Annotated in this window: 14 protein-coding genes and 1 riboswitch; of the genes, 2 read left to right on the forward strand and 12 right to left on the reverse strand. The window is 39.2% G+C overall.

Annotation, left to right across the window (positions count from 1 at the left end):
• Window positions 1-31: 31 nt before the first annotated feature.
• From prfA to ACR1PO_RS20680, 5 genes are all read right to left on the reverse strand, one after another.
• A complete protein-coding gene (gene prfA, locus ACR1PO_RS20660) occupies window positions 32-1,117 on the reverse strand; it encodes a peptide chain release factor 1 (protein WP_002983952.1) in 1,086 nt (361 codons plus the stop codon).
• 159 nt (window positions 1,118-1,276) lie between these two features.
• Entirely contained in the window at window positions 1,277-2,575 is a 1,299-nt protein-coding gene (locus ACR1PO_RS20665; RefSeq protein ID WP_433988019.1) for an APC family permease, read from the reverse strand.
• Window positions 2,576-2,582: 7 nt separating this feature from the next.
• The gene (locus tag ACR1PO_RS20670; protein WP_433988020.1) at window positions 2,583-5,015 is read right to left on the reverse strand and encodes a TonB-dependent receptor plug domain-containing protein; all 2,433 of its coding nucleotides are present in this window, start codon (window positions 5,013-5,015) and stop codon (window positions 2,583-2,585) included.
• A 92-nt stretch (window positions 5,016-5,107) separates the two neighbouring features.
• Window positions 5,108-5,212: riboswitch (SAM riboswitch) on the reverse strand.
• A 264-nt stretch (window positions 5,213-5,476) separates the two neighbouring features.
• Window positions 5,477-8,314: an alpha-amylase family glycosyl hydrolase gene (locus tag ACR1PO_RS20675; RefSeq protein WP_433988021.1), complete on the reverse strand. Its 2,838-nt coding sequence runs from the start codon at window positions 8,312-8,314 to the stop codon at window positions 5,477-5,479.
• A gap of 192 nt (window positions 8,315-8,506) precedes the next feature.
• Complete coding sequence (locus tag ACR1PO_RS20680; RefSeq protein WP_433988022.1) at window positions 8,507-10,585, reverse strand: T9SS type A sorting domain-containing protein; 2,079 nt, start codon at window positions 10,583-10,585, stop codon at window positions 8,507-8,509.
• Between the two features lie 154 nt (window positions 10,586-10,739).
• Here ACR1PO_RS20680 and ACR1PO_RS20685 point away from each other — a divergent pair, with 154 nt between their 5' ends.
• Window positions 10,740-11,612: a helix-turn-helix transcriptional regulator gene (locus tag ACR1PO_RS20685; RefSeq protein WP_433988023.1), complete on the forward strand. Its 873-nt coding sequence runs from the start codon at window positions 10,740-10,742 to the stop codon at window positions 11,610-11,612.
• A gap of 93 nt (window positions 11,613-11,705) precedes the next feature.
• On the opposite strand, the gene ACR1PO_RS20690 is transcribed toward ACR1PO_RS20685, so the two are convergent.
• Both ACR1PO_RS20690 and ACR1PO_RS20695 read right to left on the reverse strand, forming a co-directional pair.
• On the reverse strand, window positions 11,706-11,987 hold the full coding sequence (locus tag ACR1PO_RS20690; protein ID WP_332388915.1) for a hypothetical protein: 282 nt from the start codon (window positions 11,985-11,987) through the stop codon (window positions 11,706-11,708).
• Between the two features lie 93 nt (window positions 11,988-12,080).
• Window positions 12,081-13,688 carry a fumarate hydratase gene (locus ACR1PO_RS20695; protein WP_433988024.1) on the reverse strand — a complete coding sequence of 536 codons (1,608 nt, stop codon included), beginning with the start codon at window positions 13,686-13,688 and terminating at the stop codon, window positions 12,081-12,083.
• A gap of 225 nt (window positions 13,689-13,913) precedes the next feature.
• Here ACR1PO_RS20695 and fumC point away from each other — a divergent pair, with 225 nt between their 5' ends.
• Window positions 13,914-15,308: a class II fumarate hydratase gene (gene fumC, locus ACR1PO_RS20700; RefSeq protein WP_232722991.1), complete on the forward strand. Its 1,395-nt coding sequence runs from the start codon at window positions 13,914-13,916 to the stop codon at window positions 15,306-15,308.
• Window positions 15,309-15,383: 75 nt separating this feature from the next.
• Here fumC and ACR1PO_RS20705 read toward each other — a convergent pair whose 3' ends face one another.
• The 5 genes from ACR1PO_RS20705 to ACR1PO_RS20725 all read right to left on the reverse strand — a co-directional run bounded on the left by ACR1PO_RS20705 (window position 15,384) and on the right by ACR1PO_RS20725 (window position 19,458).
• On the reverse strand, window positions 15,384-16,424 hold the full coding sequence (locus tag ACR1PO_RS20705) for a porin family protein (RefSeq protein WP_433988025.1): 1,041 nt from the start codon (window positions 16,422-16,424) through the stop codon (window positions 15,384-15,386).
• A 28-nt stretch (window positions 16,425-16,452) separates the two neighbouring features.
• On the reverse strand, window positions 16,453-17,064 hold the full coding sequence (locus tag ACR1PO_RS20710) for a hypothetical protein (protein WP_433988026.1): 612 nt from the start codon (window positions 17,062-17,064) through the stop codon (window positions 16,453-16,455).
• Window positions 17,051-17,611: an RNA polymerase sigma factor gene (locus ACR1PO_RS20715; protein ID WP_433988027.1), complete on the reverse strand. Its 561-nt coding sequence runs from the start codon at window positions 17,609-17,611 to the stop codon at window positions 17,051-17,053. The genes ACR1PO_RS20710 and ACR1PO_RS20715 overlap by 14 nt, the downstream gene beginning before the upstream one ends.
• A gap of 173 nt (window positions 17,612-17,784) precedes the next feature.
• Window positions 17,785-18,723 carry a Dyp-type peroxidase gene (locus ACR1PO_RS20720; protein ID WP_433988028.1) on the reverse strand — a complete coding sequence of 313 codons (939 nt, stop codon included), beginning with the start codon at window positions 18,721-18,723 and terminating at the stop codon, window positions 17,785-17,787.
• Window positions 18,724-18,741: 18 nt separating this feature from the next.
• Entirely contained in the window at window positions 18,742-19,458 is a 717-nt protein-coding gene (locus ACR1PO_RS20725; protein WP_232722987.1) for an ABC transporter ATP-binding protein, read from the reverse strand.
• Window position 19,459: the final 1 nt, after the last annotated feature.

The raw sequence follows: 19,459 nt of genomic DNA on the forward strand, positions 1-19,459 counted from the left end.
GATCAGAGGCTTTGCTTATCTATTATAATTTTTAATAATTTTCTTCTTCCCCTTTCATTTTCTCTGCATTTTCTGCCATGATTACCGCATCAATCATTTCAGAAATATCACCATTCATGTAAGCATCAAGGTTGTACATAGACTTGTTGATTCTGTGGTCTGTTACTCTTCCCTGAGGATAGTTGTACGTTTTAATTTTTGCAGAACGGTCTCCTGTAGATACCATAGTTTTTCTCTGAGCTGCAATATCTCCCTGAACTTCCTGAAGTTTGATATCATATAACTTGGCACGAAGCATTTCCATTGCCAGCTCACGGTTAGCCAGCTGAGAACGGGCCTGCTGGCAAACTACTACAAGCCCTGAAGGTTTGTGGGTAAGCTGAACTTTCGTTTCAACCTTGTTTACGTTCTGACCTCCGGCACCTCCTGAACGTGAAGTCTGCATTTCAATATCAGCAGGGTTGATCTCTACATCTACCTCTTCAGCTTCCGGTAAAACCGCTACTGTAATCGCAGAGGTATGTACTCTTCCCTGAGATTCTGTTTCAGGAACACGCTGTACACGGTGCACTCCCGATTCGAATTTCATGATTCCGTAAACACCTTCACCTTCCACTTTCATGATCAGTTCCTTGTATCCTTTTGCTGCTTCGTTGGAATCTGTTACTTCATGTCTCCATCCCTTGGCTTTGAAGTACATGGTATACATTCTGTAGATGTCTTCTACAAAAATAGCCGCTTCATCACCTCCGGTTCCCGCACGTAATTCTACGATAACGTTTTTATCATCAGCAGGATCTTTAGGAATCAGTAATACTTTCAGCTCTTCTTCCAGTCCCGGAATTTTAGCCTGGGCTTCCAGCTTTTCTTCTTTAGCCAAATCTACAAGGTCTCTGTCTGAACCATCGGCAATGATTTCTTCAGATTCTGCGATACTGTCCAAAGCCCCTTTATACTGATCGTAAACTCTTACAATTTTCCCCAAATCACTGTATTCTTTGTTTAAAGAAGAATATCTTTTTTGGTCTGAAATGACATCAGGCTGTATAATAAGGTCTGCAACCTCATTATATCTTTGTTTTATAGCTTCTAATTTTGGAATTAATGATTTAGACATTGTAGAAATTTTGTGGGTGCAAAGATAAGAATTATTAATTCAAAATTAAAATTCCGAATCAGCATAAATTTTTGAGCTTTAGGGATAAAGGGAGCAAAATGGCAAAAAGGGTGTATTCTAAATTTGTTTATCCGGGCTTATCTGGTGCAGAAACCGGCTCTAGTATCTTTTAGAAAGTCTTCTGTCAATAAGATATAAAACAATTCCTACTGCGATAATTCCCAGTCCTATAAGACTTTCTTTAGGATTATGAATAAATGTAAAATAGAGAATATACATACTGAACAGCAGAAAAACGGCCGGGAAAATGTGGAAGGCATTCGATTTAAAGATTTTTCTGTCCTTTTTCTTCAGGAAGAATACAGTAGAAATAGCCAGACTTGCAAAAAGCTGTAAAATAAAAGCAGTGTAAACAAAGATCTCTTTGAAACTTCCTGTTAAAATAATAACAGCAGCAATCACAGCATGAGCAAAAATGGCTCTTACCGGAATTCCTTTTGCATTTCCAACTGATAGCGGTTTCCAGATAGAGGTATGTTTCGCAAAAGCCTGGGTTAATCTTGACCCTACCCATAAATATCCGCTTATCGTTGCAATCAGCTGCAAAGCAATAAAAATGTTAACGATTTTTCCAAAAGCAGGACCAAGCATATTGACCGCTGCTTCTCCCATGACGTCTTCTTTTCCTGCCAACTGGCCTACGGGAGCATGTTTCAGCATAATATAATTCACCAGAATATAGCTTACCGTCACAAAAACAGTTCCTATAATGAGTGATTTGGGAAGGTTTTTCTGAACATCCTTAATTTCTCCTGCGATATAGGAAGCTGAATTCCAGCCTGTATAGGAATAGGTTACAAATACCAGCGAAGTAGCAAAAGCAGGGAGCATGATCTCATTCTGCCAGCTGTCACTGAAATTCAAACTGCTGCCGATCTGTGGTGAATCTGAAAGCCCCACTCCCAGAATAACCAGTACAATAATAAAAGCTATTTTAATGAAAGTGAAAAAGTTATGAAACCGGCTGGATGTTTTCAAACTGAATGACAAAGTAACCGCGATCAGAAAAATGGCGGCAATCGCAAACCCGTTTCCGAAAGAATAATTAAATACGGAAAGATATTTCGACATAGCCAATGCAGCTAAAGCAACAGGAGAGGAAAATCCGATAATCAGCGAAATCCAGCTTATAAGATACCCGAATAACGGATGATAGGTTTCTTTCAGATAAATAAAGTCGCCTCCGTTTCCTTTGAAATGTGAGCCTAACTCTGCATAGCAAAAAGCACCAAACAGAGCCAGGATGCCTCCAATGATCCACAGCAGGAAAATACTGTAGGTGTTGGTAATATCGGATAGCTGAAATCCCAGGGTGGTAAAAATCCCTGTTCCGATCATATTGGAAACAACAATTGCAGCAGCTGTTTTCCAGCCAATCTGATGTGAGGTAGTACTCATTTAATGATTAAAAGTTAAAATTAAGTCTTCCGAAGAAATAATTCCCCAGCGTTCCCATCTGCACCGGCGCATACTTGAATACCCCATAGTATGAATTTCTGTAAATCTGGCGATCCGGGAAAACATCAAAAATATTATTGGCACCTGCTGTAAAGTTGATACTTTTTGTAATATCATATCCAACACTGATATCAGTAACGACTTTTGGAGAGAACTCCTGCACTTCTCCAAACGGATAGCCATCTCTTATGACTTTGCCAAAATAGGTATTTCTTACGAGAAAATTGAACTTCCCGATTCCGTAATTTAATCCTAATGAAGCTTTTGTTTTGGGAGACAGTGTTTCAATGATATTGATCTGATCCGGGCCAAAAAACTGTTCCTGAGGCGTTCCTAAATTTTCCGGAAAATGGAAATCTGTGATTTTTGTCTCCGTATAATTTCCGGCAAGATTCATATTTAATTTTCCGTTGCCAAGAATCCAGTCATAGGTGACCACTACATCTACCCCTTTTGTTTCTGTATCAATGGCATTGGCGAAAAATCTTCCGCTTTCAACCTTAAACTGATCTAGCCTTGTGTCGGTAATATTACTGGTGATCACAATTCTGTCTTTCACTTTAATCCAGTATCCATCTATAGTGATGGTCAGATTGTTTAAAGGTTTCAGGGTAAATCCGGCACTTGCATTGACTGAAGTTTCCTGCCTGAGCTTATCAAATCCAAGAATTGCTGCGGCTTTGCTATCATTACTAAAGATTCCTTTGGTAACAATTTTCTCGCCGGAAGTAGAAATATCCGCATAGGAGTTATTAAAATACTGCTGCTGAAGGGAAGGAGCCCTGAATCCTGTACCCACAGCTGCTCTTACTGCATAATTTTTTACAAATTCATATCGTACAGCAAGCTTTCCATTCAATGTATTTCCGAAATCTGAATAGTTTTCAAATCTTGCAGCCGCATCAATGTTTAACTTTTTATCCAGATCATAGGAAACATCTGCATATACCGCTGTGGAATGCCTGTCCTTTTTCAGTGCATTATCCGGAGAAAATCCGATAAAGGACTGAGATCCGCCTGCACCAAGCACTGTTGAACCTTCGGTGGCGATATTACCGTTGGCATCATACTGGGCATAAGAAGCTTCATCACCAGCTTTGATCTGATATTGTTCAAATCTGAATTCTCCCCCGAAGGCAATATTGAAACGGTTTATATTTCTGGAAACATCAAGATTAATGGTGTTTTGTAGGAAGCTGTGTGCTCCGGCGTAGAAACTTGTTGGGGATTTTGCTCCTAATGAAGCATTATTCGTATTGTTTACATTGTAATTGAAAGTATTGCTTCCCAATGTATTACTAAGATCCAGAAGCCAGTCACTGATATTATATTTTGCTCCAACAGCATAAGAAATATCGTATATCTGGGATGCCAGCGTTGCCTGAAACCCATTCGGGTAAATGGATGAAACTACGTTAGATTTTTCACTCGGGAGCCTTCTGAAGCCAAAACCTTTTCCTTCCTTAATGCTGAAACCTCCGAAAGAATACAGTTTAAAATGGTCATTAAAAGGATATTCTGCATTGAAAAATAACTGTCCCTGTCTGATCTGTGCATCCCCGATCTGAAAATTAAAATCGTCACGTGTTAGTCCTCTTTTTTGAATTTCTGCATCATCCGCAGCTCTGGCAGCTTTTACGGCTTCATCATCACCTGCAAATTCATAAGCAAAATTATCCCCGAAAATATCCAGATCATGATTTTGTGTTCTTGTTGTTTTCCCTCTGTGGCTTAGCTGCAGTGAAAGATTGATGTAACCGTCTTTCTTTCCTAATGAAGCACCGTAATTCGCTCCTGCCTGATATGTATCGCCATCATTTCTGCCGCTTATACCGTAAGTAAGGCTTGCTGATGCCCCGGCATTCTTTTTAAGAATAATATTGATGACTCCTGCAATGGCGTCAGATCCGTACTGTGCGGCTGCCCCGTCTCTCAGAACTTCAATTCTGTCAATGGCAATCACCGGAATGGTACTTAGATCTGTTCCCACAGAACCATTCCCTACTGTATTCTGATAATTTACCAAAGATGTTGTATGTCTTCTTTTTCCGTTCAGCAATACCAGAACCTGATCCGGACCCATTCCTCTTAAGGTAACAGGGTCAATATGCTCTGTGCCGTCTGAAGCGGATTGCCTTACTGCATTAAATGACGGAATCACATAGTTCAGCAGATCCTGGGCAGTCATTTGCGGAGCACTCTTCTGAATTTTGTCGATATTAATAACATCTACCGGAACCGGTGTCTCCAGCTTTGTCCTTTTGACATTACGGTTTCCAACAATGATAATATCTTCAATTTCTTTCTCTTTATTCCCGCTCTCCTGAGCAGCCACCCAGATTGCTCCAAGCAATAATACAGCTGTACTTATTTTTTTCATTTTGTTCTTCCCAATTGATCATAACTTATTCGGCGGTTTTTTCCGCAGATACATAAGACTTCAAGAAATGGGATTCATATAGGCAGTCATTTCACTTATCTTCCCCTCGGGTTGGAATTAGCACCTTCGCACTTCCGGAACCGTGCAGGTTGCTAAGGTTTCACCGGGCCAAATCCCTCCACCTTTCTTGATAAATCTACTGCAAAAGTAGACTATTTTTTTAAATGAACAAAAAGGCAGATCTGCTGTCTGCAAATCTGCCTTTATTTTATAGAAATTGTTTAAACTTTTATTTTTGAACCATTAAGATGTAATAAGAGTTTAAGAGTATTAAGACAAGCTTGGCTTTAAGCTTAAAAATCAGAATGATTCACCTTAACTATACTTTATTTCTCAAATCCTTCTTAATGGTTTTAATAAATCAACATTTTTATCAGTCTAAACAACTTCATAATCTGTTTTTATTTAATCATCATCTTTTGAATGGCGGTTCCTGTGTCTGACTTCAGCTGTACCAGATAGGTTCCTGCCGGATAGTTCACTTTCACTTCATAGGTTCCGGCTTCTTTATCCAGTTTGAATGAATTCAACCTTTTACCGGTCATATCAAAAATGGAAATTTCCCCGTTTTTCACTTTATTAAAAATTAATTTTGCCGTTTCGTTTTGTACCGGATTATCCGCAATCCGAAGCGATAGTTTGTTGTCTGCATTTACATCTGCTGCAGACAAAGCACCTGCATAATTTCCAAAGATTCTGAATTCTCCCGGCTGCAAAGTAATCGGAGCCGTTGTAGAAGCCACATCCGAAATACTGTCATCCATAAGGTTCTGCCATTGGCCTGTATAAGGAAAATAAGGAACCACATTTTGTGCAGTAGTTGTATAATTGGCCAATACCACCACATTCTTTATTCCTGTAGTAATAGCCGTATCGTAAAGGTAAATTCTGGTGATCAGCCCATTAGGGTCATTCGTAAGGTTATTGGACTCTATGCTGTATGTTTTGGTTTTGAAAATCTGATGGGCATTTCTGATGGTAATGATTTTTGCCCATGTATCATATACTGCTTTTCTGCTTGCATTGGTATCATATCCCAGTGTGAATGCGACAGGTTTCTCATCGGTTCTGCAACCACTGTTGATGGTACCGTCCGCACATCTGTTAATACTGAATTCATAGCCTAATTCTCCAAACTGCCAGATCATTTTCGGGCCGGGAATGGTAAAGAAAGTTGCACCGAAAGTTTTCATTCTGTCAAGAGCAGTATTCAGGTTTTTAACATCATAACTTCCGTTTACTGCACCGTAAGCAAGGTTTTTAAACATCAGCCTTTCCTCATCATGACTTTCTCCGTAGCCTACAGCACTCATGTTGGTAAAACCGTGAAGGCTGTGGTTCATACGGTCATAATTGCTGTTTTCCTTATATCCCATCGTATTCTGATTATAAGGATCTGTCTGTTTATTCCAAAGCATAACACCTTTTCCTTCTGCTATTCTGTAGTTGGCCCACTGCTGTTCTTCCGCATCTGTTCCCAGGTGTTCAAAAATCATGTATGAATTCGGATCGATTGCCCACTGTCTGTCTGCATAATGTTTCATAATATCTACTCTGTCCTGCTGATAGGCATTGGTGCAGGTTTCATCATTTTCAGAACAGCTCTGAGTGAATCCTTTGGTTAAATCCCAGCGGAATCCGTCTATGTGATATTCTGTCAGCCATTGCTGAAGGCATCTTTCAACGTAATATTGCGTTGAAGGGCTTGTATGGTTAAAGTCATTGAATACATTGTATGAATGTTTCGGAACCTGATTAAAGTAAGGATTGTCCGGAGCTACATTTCCATAACCGTCGCCATCCGGATCTATATTCCAAAGTCTCACCAAAGGTGAACGTCCTGTAGCATGATTAAATGCGACATCGAGAATCACTGCAATTCCGTTCTGATGGCACAGGTCTACAAATTCTTTGAATTTTTCAGGAGTTCCGTAGGCTTTATCCAATGCATAATGGAATGAGGTATTGTATCCCCATGAAAGGTTTCCGTCAAATTCCATGATGGGGAGCAGTTCTATCGCATTGATTTTTAAATTCTTCAGATAAGAAATTTTATTGATCAATGACTGCCAGTTCTTTTCCTGTGTAAAGTCCCTTAATAATAATTCATAGACTACCAGGTTTTCTTTTGCCGGCCTTTGAAAGTTGGTCACCTGCCAGTTATAAGCAGTCTGCCCGGTTTTAAATGTTGAAACTTCAAAACCCTGCCCGGCCGGAAATGCAGGTAAATTCGGATAAGTGGCAGCCGAAATCCACTGATCATCATATGAAGACAGGATTTGTGGTGAATAGGGGTCTGCTACTTTTCTCAGGTCATTGGTTCTGTATTGAAAAGTATAAAGCTGCTGTGGAGTCAGTCCAATCAGTTCAATCCAGTAAAGATCAGGATTGGTGGTATCTCTTTTCATTAAATACGTATCATTCACTACCCAGTTGTTAAAGCTTCCGATAACATGGACGAAATTTTTACCCGGCGCATATAAAGCCAATCCTACTTTAGTCTGATCTGTCGGGTGATAATTGATTCCTTGTTTTATCCAGTTCGGTATTGCTTCAGAAACCACATTTCTCGGAACCTGCAGAATAAATGCAGCGTTTTTTGAACTGGATCCCTGCGTCGCAACGAGCTCCATATTGGCATCCTGGGTAACGGTATAACTGTAAGAATAGGACTGTGAAGGTGTTGTCGTAGTGTTGACAACCGTTCCGTTGGCTTTTAACTGAAATGTTGCGTTGACATTGGTTGTAGCAGTAATATTGATGGAATTACCAACCGGAACAGAAGTCAGGCTATTCACCAATGGGTTTGTAAGGTTTAGGCTTAAAGTCCCCACATTTACAAAAATATCTGGTGAGGTCTGGTGTGACCCTGTTTTATCTTTTAATAAAAACCCGAACCTTCCGATTCCTGTTCGCCCGAAGAAAGCAGTTGGAGTAAAGGTAAGTGAATAACTGTCCGTTGCTGCATTATAATTCAACTTATTCAGGTCGTTGGAATTGTTCCAGCTTCCATTGGTAGGACAATCCTGACTGTTCTGATAATTGGTATCAAAAGACCAGCTCCAGATATAAATGGCATTATTGGAAACTCCCCAGGCAGATTCATCAATCTGATCTCCGGGAACTGTAAGCGTAATGGCGTCTGTTTCATTAAACGGATTGGGGGAAATTGTATAACTGATCTGCCCCAATACACACATGGCAATCAGCAGAAAAGCAACAGAATAAAATTTTCTCATGTCCTATTTTTTTATCGAATATAGGATTAATTTTTATTCATATTGCCTGTTTTTATTAAGTTCCCGGTAATATTGCCGTTTTCAGAGAAAAAATAAATAAAAAAAGACTCATGAAATCTCATGAGCCTCCCAATAAAAAGTAATTGTAATGAACTATTTTTTATATGGCGAATATCTTACCAATCAATTGGATTAATCTTTTATAATCTTTTTAGAAACGATCTGTCCGTTCTTTAATTTTAATTCTACGAGGTATAACCCTGAAGGAAATTCTACCATGTTAATCTGATTATTTGAACATTGTACATTCATTCTTTGCCCTACCGCATTGATAATATTTACTTTTTCAATCTCTGAATCAGATTTAATCGTAAGAAATCCTTTTGTAGGGTTAGGATACATTCCCGCCACAGCATTTTTAAGTTTAATTTCTGATGTACTCAAAGAAGATGTAGGTTTGATGCATCTTACTGATGCCCCCTGCCCTCTCATGGCACCAGCAGATGGATTGGCAATCGTTGATCCGATATAAAGATATTTTCCTCCTAAGCTTGATGTATCAGAGCTCCAGAAATACCCTCTTTGTCCTACGAAAGTAAAGTCTCCATTACTTGAGCCTCTGTACCCTCCCGCCGGTAGTTTCAGATTACTGCTGTAAGCAGTTGCAGGACTAAAAATTCCTTCAGCACCTACTAAAGTTGTCCAGTCTGCCTGAGAAGGCATCTTCCAATCCTGTCCTATTGCTTTACAAGGATCTGCTCCAACTGATGCATTAATCTCCGCAACTGATGCTCCAGTCCAGGCATCTCCACCTGAAAAACCAGCCCACCAAGCCGGAGAACCTGCTATATAACCACCTCCGGTAGTACTTATTCCTTCCGGTGTATTAGGGAATGGCGCCTGTACAATCTGGGAATTTCTAAGCTGATGGCCATCATCCCATCTTCCCCACTGGAAGAGATCTCCATATGAATTGGCATCAGCCACTGAGGAAGCAACCTGTGCGCTTCCCAGGTTCTGCTGAAGCCATATTTTTCCATCTGCTCCCCTTACAGTGGTATAAGCAACCTGCTGGCCGCGATACATAAAACTTACACAGCCTATATCACCCGTATTGGCACCAGGGTCTGTATTGCTGCATGTTTGTGGATTTAGATCCAGGGAAATTCTTTTAACTTTTGTTGTATCGCCGGAATACGCCAGAACCAGGTAATTTTGTGACTTATCTATGGCCAGATCATTATATTTTGCTTCACCATCTGAAACAAAGTCTCCTCCAAAAGGAATCCAGTTTTGTGAATCGTCTAATTTATAAACGGTATTTCTCAGGAAATTATCATTTTCAAAACGGCTGGCCACTACATATGGTTTTCCGGATTCTGTTACTGCTAATGCAATATGCTGCACCTTTCCATTGGAGAAATTAGCATTTCCAACCTGAATCCAGGAGTTCCCGTCAAACTTTTTAACATTCAGTTTTCTTCCTTCTCCTGAACCTGAAACATAAGCTACATAAATCATATTGGATCCGTCCAAAGCGATATCAGCATTGTACTGTTCACCCGATGAAGCAGCATCTGCAGCAGTTCCGCCCACCAGGCTCCAGTTTTGTGCTGAGCTGGCATCAGTACTGTTCTGATACACATTTATACCTCCGGAAACATTACATGTATAGATCATATTATTGGTTCCGATAACCATTTCAGCAAATTCAGCGCCACCCGAAAAGCCAGTATTGCCTACCTGCTCCCATGCTCCGCCGGAATATCTTTTAACTGTTCCAGAACCATAAGATCCATAAGTGAATAGGATATTATCAGAAGATACTGCTGAAGCCTGATAGTTCACAGCACTATCTGTAGCATTAGGAAGCTGAGACCATAAAGATCCTGTGAACAGACGTACTTCCATTCCGGAACCCGGGTAACTCAGCTGATTGGTGTAATAAATACTATTTCCGCCTGGGTTTACAGATAATGAATTGTAAGTGGCTATTCCTGTAGTTACTCCAGCAACACCTCCTAAGTAAGACCATGAATTTCCGTTAAATTTCTGAACAGAACCTTTAGTTACAGAAACATCATAATATGACAGATAATAGTTCCCTGAGTTGTCAATAACAAGATTATTAAAACTACTTCCGCCTGCAGATACATCCTGAACACCTCCTACATTTTCCCATTGCTGGGCATACATATAGCTTCCGGCAACGGTTAACAGTGCTAATCCTGTTCTGATTTTCTTTACAGCAAAATGTAAATCTTTAAACATATACAATATTATTTTTAATTATTCTAAATTTAATTTAATTTTGCGCAAAAGTACCTCTCATTATTAACGCCGGGTTATCATTTCCGAACTTTTGGTTATCCTGCGAAGGACTTTCAATTTAAGAAGTTGTACCATAGCTGTAAAAATGTGCTGTATGAGGAAAACATCCGAAAGCGGACTGCTGTTCAGCTCCGAAGACATCAAAATCATCATGCAGGAAAACCTGTGCCCTGACCATTCATTCAGATCTCATATACGGGAAGGAAAATCAAGCTTTAATCTTATTTTCCTGCTGAGTGATGGCATCTACTTAGAAGCTCCTGATTGCGGAACGAAGTTTCTGTTCAGAAAAAGCCAATATATCCTTCATTATTCTCCGAAGGAAAGTATGGCTGAACTTTGGACAGTAAACCAGGAAATACTGAAATACCTTCAGATTCAGATCAATTATCAGTATATTTTTAACCTCATCAATCCAGGACTTCATCGTGATAATGCTGAAATTCTTGAAAATATGATCCGTAATAATTTTATATTCCTGCATAAAGAAACACCACCGGATATGACGGTTGAAATGCATATGATCGTAAGGGAAATTCTGGGCTGTACCAAACGGGGAATTATGCAGAAACTATTCATAGAAGCCAAAATTATCAAACTTCTTATTCTGATCTTTGAGCAGTTCAATGAGAAAAACACACTGGAATCTACCCCAAAGACGCCTGAAATGATCAGAAAATTTATTGATGAAAATTACCACAGAAATATAAAAGCTGAAGAGATAGGAAAGTATATCGGGATGAATCAAAGTATCATCAGAAAGGAATTCAAATCTCGATATCATACAACAATAGCTCTTTATATTTCGGAACTCAGGATGCTGAAAGCTAAAAAGTTAATCACCAATAAAGAAATAATGATCAAAGAAATCGCAATAGAATGCGGTTACGAATATCTTCAGAACTTTACACGGGCATTCAAAAGGAAGTTTGGCATCTCTCCTGAAAGGATGAGGAATAATAAATAGAAAAACCGCTTAAAAAAATTAAGCGGTTCATATATGTTGTTTTGCTTTGATATTACTTTTTCAGAATTCAGGTGAAAAAGCAATGACAATCAATTAATGATGTCCGTGATCGTGAATGAAAGGTCCGTTTCCTTTAGGCTCGTTATAAATAACCTCTACACCTTCCTGCTCAGTAATAAGCTTTCTTCTGATGTCTTCAGGATTGAAAGGTTTTACTTTTCCGAAATACTCTTTCAAACCTTCAGTTAGCCACATTGGGATTACTAATCCGAAGAACATAAAAATACACCAGAATCCTACTAAGAACATAGTAATAAAGAAAATAGTCCACAGGAACTGGTAGAACGGCCAAAATGCTGATAAAATCGTTATCATTCTCTTAAAGATTTTAGGCAAAAATAGAACTTTTTTCCTTTTTACACAAAAGATCAGCGTTCTATTTTGTTATTTATTTTAATTTTAAACTAATTAATGGGCAAGATCTGCGAAGAAATCGTTGCCTTTATCATCGGTAATGATGAATGCGGGGAAGTCTTTTACTTCGATTTTTCTTACGGCTTCCATACCTAATTCAGGGAAGTCTACAACGTCTACAGACACAATATTATCCTTGGCAAGGATGGCGGCCGGTCCTCCGATAGATCCAAGATAGAAACCTCCGTATTTGTTACATGCATTGGTAACATCTTTACTTCTGTTTCCTTTTGCCAGCATAATCATACTTCCGCCATGGCTCTGGAATTCATCTACATAAACATCCATTCTTCCTGCAGTAGTAGGCCCGAAGCTTCCTGAAGCCATTCCTTCCGGAGTTTTTGCTGGTCCTGCATAATAGATCGGGTGATTTTTGAAATACTCCGGCATTGGTTTACCGCTGTCAATAATTTCTTTGATTTTTGCGTGAGCGATATCTCTTGCCACGATCAATGTTCCGTTCAGCTTCAGTCTCGTTTTGATCGGATATTTAGAAAGTTCCGCAAGGATTTCCGGCATTGGCTTATTCAGATTGATCTCAACAGCTTCTTCCAGGTGCGGAGGTGTATCAGGCAAGAACCTTTTCGGATCCTGTTCAAGTTGCTCAAGGAAAATTCCTTCTTTGGTAATTTTTCCTTTGATATTTCTGTCTGCAGAACAGGAAACTCCCATTCCTACAGGACAGGATGCGGCATGTCTCGGAAGTCTGATTACTCTTACGTCATGAGTAAGGTATTTTCCACCAAACTGAGCTCCAATGGCACTTTCCTGACAGATTTTCTGAACTCTGGCTTCCCATTCAAGATCTCTGAATGCCTGTCCGGCTTCATTTCCTTCTGTCGGAAGATTATCGTAATATTTTGCTGATGCTTTTTTAACAGCCGCAAGGTTGGCTTCTGCTGATGTACCTCCGATTACCAATGCCAGGTGATACGGCGGGCAGGCAGCTGTTCCAAGGTCTGAAATCTTTTCTTTGATGAATTCTTCAAGAGATTTTTCGTTCAGTAAAGATTTTGTTTTCTGGTATAAGAATGTTTTGTTGGCTGAACCTCCACCTTTTGTCAAAAATAAAAATTCGTAGTAATCTCCTTTTTTAGCATAGATATCAATCTGTGCCGGAAGGTTAGATCCGGAATTCTTTTCATCAAACATCGTTAAAGGTACGACCTGAGAATATCTTAAGTTTCTTTTCTGGTAGGTATTGAAGATTCCTTTGCTCAGGTATTCTCCATCGTCTACTCCTGTATATACATTTTCACCTTTTTTTCCCATTACAATTGCGGTACCTGTATCCTGGCATGAAGGAAGAGCTCCCTCAACAGCTACTGCAGCGTTCTGCAAAAGATTGTAAGCAACGAATCTGTCATTATCTGTAGCTTCAGGATCATCAATGATTCTTCTAAGGCTTTCCAGGTGTGAGGAACGAAGCATGAAAGACACATCTGCCATGGCCTCTTCTGCCAGTAACTCCAATCCTTTCGGGTCTACTGTTAAGATTTCTCTGTCACCCAGTTTTTCAACCTTTACATAGTCTGATGTAAGTTTCTTGTACACCGTATCATCTTTCTGAATAGGATACGGATCCTGATATCTAAAATCCATTCAATTTTTGTTTGTACAAAAATACGCCTCCTTAAAAAAATATGAGTAAAATCAGTCAGTTAAATTGATATTTATAATGATTATAAATTGTGGGTTTCTGAGTTTATAAGTACCTTTATAGAAGATAAATAAATTAAGCCAAAGCATTATTTTTTTTCATTACAAATTAATAATGTCAAAATTTCATGGCCTTTAAATCAACAGATCATACAAATTTCAACCACTATGAATTACAGAATAGAAAAAGACACTATGGGGGAAGTGCAGGTTCCTGCAGATAAATTCTGGGGTGCACAGACAGAACGTTCCAGAAACAACTTCAAAATAGGGCCTGAAGGCTCGATGCCGCATGAAATCATTGAAGCTTTTGCTTATCTTAAAAAAGCAGCAGCCTATGCCAATACTGACCTGGGAGTGCTTCCTGCTGAAAAAAGGGATATGATAGCGAAAGTATGTGATGAAATACTGGAAGGAAAATTGAATGACCAGTTTCCTTTAGTGATCTGGCAGACAGGCTCCGGAACACAGTCGAATATGAATGTCAATGAAGTCATTTCAAACAGGGCTCATGTGAATAACGGAGGAACATTAGGTGAAAAGTCTGAAATTCACCCGAATGATGATGTGAACAAATCCCAGTCTTCGAACGATACTTATCCTACAGCCATGCACATCGCTGCTTATACAAAAGTGGTGGAAGTAACGATTCCCGCAGTGGAAAAATTAAAAAATACACTGGCTGAAAAATCGAAAGCTTTCAAAGATATTGTCAAAATCGGAAGGACCCATCTGATGGATGCTACCCCACTTACTCTTGGACAGGAATTTTCCGGTTATGTAGCCCAACTGGAATTCGGATTGAGAGCTTTAAAAAATACATTACCTCATCTTTCCGAGCTGGCACTAGGAGGAACTGCTGTAGGAACGGGTCTGAATACCCCTAACGGTTATGATGTAAAAGTAGCAGAATACATTGCTCAATTTACAAAACATCCTTTCGTTACGGCTGAAAATAAATTTGAAGCTCTTGCCGCCCACGATGCCATTGTTGAAAGCCACGGTGCACTAAAACAGCTGGCTGTATCTCTGTTTAAAATCGCTCAGGATATCAGGCTCATGGCTTCAGGGCCGCGTTCAGGAATCGGGGAAATCCATATTCCTGAGAATGAACCGGGATCTTCTATTATGCCGGGAAAAGTAAATCCAACTCAAAATGAAGCAATGACCATGGTGTGTGCACAGGTTTTAGGAAATGATACCACGATTTCGTTTGCCGGAACTCAGGGGAATTACGAGCTGAATGTTTTCAAGCCGGTAATGGCTTTTAATTTCTTACAGTCTGCCCAATTGATTGCTGATGCATGCATTTCCTTCAACGACCATTGTGCCGTAGGTATTGAACCTAATCATGAAAGGATTAAAGAGCTTGTAGACAAATCTTTGATGCTTGTTACAGCTTTAAATACCCACATCGGATACGAAAACGCCGCTAAGATCGCTAAAACAGCTCATAAAAATGGTACGACATTAAAAGAGGAAGCCATCAATCTTGGTCTGTTAACTGCTGAACAGTTTGATGAATGGGTAAAACCTGAAGATATGGTAGGAAGCTTAAAATAATGATTATATAACTGATACAATGTAAAACTCCGGGAGCAGGTCTTCCGGAGTTTTTGTTTTGCAATCAAAATATATTTAATCCAATCCGATGGCTAAGCCGAATATCAGCGCTTTATCATTTTTAAAATAGCCGTCCTTAAAGAAGTTGCTGAAGTCTTTTTTTACAAATATGCTGAAGCCGTTATAAGAAAGAGTAAGCTGTGCCCCATACACAAAAGGATTTACCTGATAATTTCCGCGGTCTCTTCTTTCTCCGTCACCGTCTTTCACAATATTATTCGTAGACATTTTCACCCCTCCATATACATTCGCTCCTATTTTAAATCCGGTATAGTAACTACGGTACTGGATATCCATGCCGGCATTTTTAAGTTTGGAGAAGTTATACTGTATTCCAAGAGGAACGATAATATATCCCGTTCTCAGTTTACTTTTATCCAGATTTTGATTGGCCTGAACCAAAGCAACTCCCTGGTCTGCACTTTTTGCAAAGTACATATTATTATCTGTTCTGACGGTTCTCCAGGAAAACCCTAATCCTGAAGTAACCGCCCAGGGGCTGGTTCTGCTGAGCTGATAATTCAGTTTCAGCCCAAATTCCAGATTATTCGCATATCCGATGTTCTTATCCAGTTCGTTATCCTGAGAGCTGTTTGTCAGTGTCATAATTCCGTAGGAGAAATATCCCGTAAAGCTTCTGGTAGGACGGAATTTTTTCAGCAGTTTTTCTTTAAGCTCTTCATTGGAAGTCACATCAGTATTCAAAAGAGAATATCTTACCTGCTTCTGAATCACATCATCCAGATCAAATCCCAGTTCTTCAATTCTTTTATCCATTTTCTCGGAATAGCGATCTGCAATCAGGGCCTTTTCTCTGTCGAATTCAGCCTTGTCCAGATTCCTGGCCTGCAACACCTTAAGCTCTTCTTCCATGAGCTTTTTTTCTTCCTGGATAATGGCATTGATCTTAGCAGCATATTCTTCCACTTTTTCTTTGACAATCGGGCTTACCTCAGTATCTTTTTTGGAAGACAGGTTAATATTGAAGGTCTTTTGTGCATGGAAAGATGCTGAAACAAAGCATAGCAATCCCATTACGATTAATTTCTTGATCATATTATTAATTTTTAAATTTTCGGATGGATTATCTGGCATTCAGGTCAATAGTAGTAGCAACGTTGCTACCATCCTTCGTTTTTTCGATAACGTCTTTATGCTCTACTGAAAAAAGGAGCGTGGACGGGTCTACATATTTCTTTTTTTTGACCGGAGTTTTTAAAGAATCGGCTTTTGCCATGAGCTTAGGAGTGGAAATCTGGATAAATTCCGCTTTCTTTGCAGGGACAGTTTCTTTAGGAATCATCTTCTCTGATCCTATTGCCACAGCAGAAACCACCTCTTCCTTATCCTGAGCAGGTATTTTTTGTATGTCTTTTTTATCATTATTCTCGGCTGCCAGCGGAATGCTGTTCTGTACCGGATCTTTTACGATATTGTCAGCAGTAATTTTTTCTGTTTTCTTTACAGTTTCAGGATGAATTTCCGCAGGCTGATTAAGAAAAAACAGAACGGCACCTAAACCAAAGGTCAACATTAAACATGCAGCTATTAAAACCCATTTCATTTGTAACCTTGGTGAACGATTACTGTTATTATGGAACTCTATTTCAGACCACAGATCACGGGACGGAGTGATCTCTCTTTCGTCAATCTGCTTTTTGATCTGATATTCAATATTATCTTTAACCGTTTTCATTTTTCACTTTTTTTTGTTGTTGAAAGTAGACCTTTCTTAATTTTTCTTTTGCCCTGAAAAGTTGTGTTTTACTCACGGCAATTGAAATCTGCAAAGTATCGGCAATTTCCTGATGAGAATATTCTTCCAGTACATACAGGTTAAAGACCATTCTGTAGGCATCCGGAAGCTGATCCAAAAGTTCCTGCGCATTAAAATCACAGTCAATCTCCGTTTCGTGGATATCTTCATGAAAAGATTGGTTGATCTCATCCAGATAGAAAACTGTTTTATGACTTTTGATAAAATTCAGGCATTCATTGACCACAATTCTTCTTGCCCAGCTTTCCAGGTTCGACTCTCCTCTGAAGCTTTCTATATGCTTAAAAATTTTACAGAATGCTTTAATGAGACAATCTTCTGCCTGGTACAAATCGCTTACATAGCTTTTGCTTATACTCAGAAATTTCTTTACATTCTGTTCATAGAAAATCTTCTGTGCCGCCGGATCCTGTTTTTTCAGGAGGCTCAACAAATCATTCTTTTTATTTCCGAACAAGAGTTTCATGCTTATGCTGTTTCTATACTAAAGACAATGAAAACAAAAAAAGGTTACACGTTTTAAAAAAAAAATTATTTACAATCTGTTGTAAACTTTTCAGAATCATTTAATTCCGAATAACAAAAAATTTAAACAGTTTCTATATTAAAAAAGCTGCCTTGAAAGAGGCAGCCTTGCATTTATCCTGAGAATTCATCAAGCATATTTCTGGTAGGAACAAAGAAAAGCGTTCCGGTAACGGCTGTGCTGAAGTCTAAAATCCTGTCATAATTTCCCGGCGGGTTACCTATAAACATATTGGTCAGCATCTTTCTGGTTGTTGTAAATGTGCTTGCATAAGAAATAAAATAGGTCCCAAAGTCATTAGTAGAAGGGCTTCCGAAAGGCATATTATCCCTGACAATTTTCAATTCTTCCCCATTTTCACCTTCAATATTGGCTAAGGCAATGTGAGAATTGGAAGGTTTTACATCATCAGACATTTCAATATCATTTTCTTTTGATCTTCCGATTACTTTTTCCTGCTCTTCTGTGGATAATCCTTTCCATGCATCCATATTATGAAGGTATTTCTGTACAAAAAGATAGCTTCCGCCTTTATACTGAAGATCTTCATCTCCGATTTTTGCAAAGTAATCACGGTCGTCCCCATGCGGATTTTCAGTTCCGTCTACAAAACCAAGAATAGAACGTGCATCCCAGTATTTGAATCCGTGAATCTCCAGAATACTTTCGCCTACCGGGCTCAGCAGTTTGGATATTTCCACAGCCATATCAAAGATCAGGCTTTTGTTATCTGCTCTCAGGTGAAAATGGAGATCTCCGGGAGTGGAAACAGCGGTATGTTTTATTCCTTTTATTTCTTCAAAACTGACTAATTCCTTTGGAGGAGGTGTCGGAAGTTCCAGTTTTCTCCATGCCTCGGCACCAATTCCCATCACACAGCTTGCCCTGCTGTCCGGAAAACGGTTGAAAACCGAATTATTAAGATTTAAAACCAAAGCGCTTAGCCTCTGAAAAACATCCTTCAGCTGTGGACTTTCATTAAGTTTCCAGACCATAAAAATAGTATTGCTATTTGGATAATCTGTTACGTTCTGTGATTCTATCGTATTCATACCTCTTTTTTTGTGGTATTAAATATCCGAAACAGAAACCTGATCTGCAAAATATTGCTCAAGATCTTTCAGGGTTTCCGGGTTGGTCTGAATATCTTTTACCAAAAGACCTTTATTCACCACCACAATTCTGTTACACACTTCTGTGGTGTGAGAAAGATCATGGCTCGATATCAGGAAAGTAACTCCATCCTGTTTAGACAGTTCTTTGATCAGGTTTTTGAGCTTGATCTGCGTAGACGGATCCAGATTGGCAAACGGTTCGTCAAGAATAATAATCTCAGGATTTCCAATGATGGCCCCTACAATTCCCACTTTTTTCTGATTCCCTTTTGAAAGGTCACGGATATATTTGCCGGATTTAAGGATCTCCCCATTGAAAAAATCATGGAAAGGTTTCAGGAATTCATCTACAGATGCCTTGTTCTGGCCTCTCAGCTCCCCGATGAAGTAAAAATATTCTTCAGGAGTAAGATAACCGATGAGGAATGTATCATCCACAAAAGCTGAAACTTTATTCTTCCACGCTTCGGATTCGTTAACTTTAATGCCATCAATACTTACATACCCTGTAGAAGCCTGGATCAAATCCAGCATCAGGCTGAAAAGCGTTGTTTTTCCCGCCCCGTTATTTCCTACAAGACCAAATGTTTCCCCATTTGGAATTTCAAGATGTTCGATATTAAGAACAGTTGCTGTTCCGTATGTTTTGGATAAATTATGGATGTTGATCATG

Source organism: Chryseobacterium amylolyticum (assembly GCF_051011775.1).
Taxonomy (GTDB): Bacteria; Bacteroidota; Bacteroidia; order Flavobacteriales; family Weeksellaceae; genus Chryseobacterium.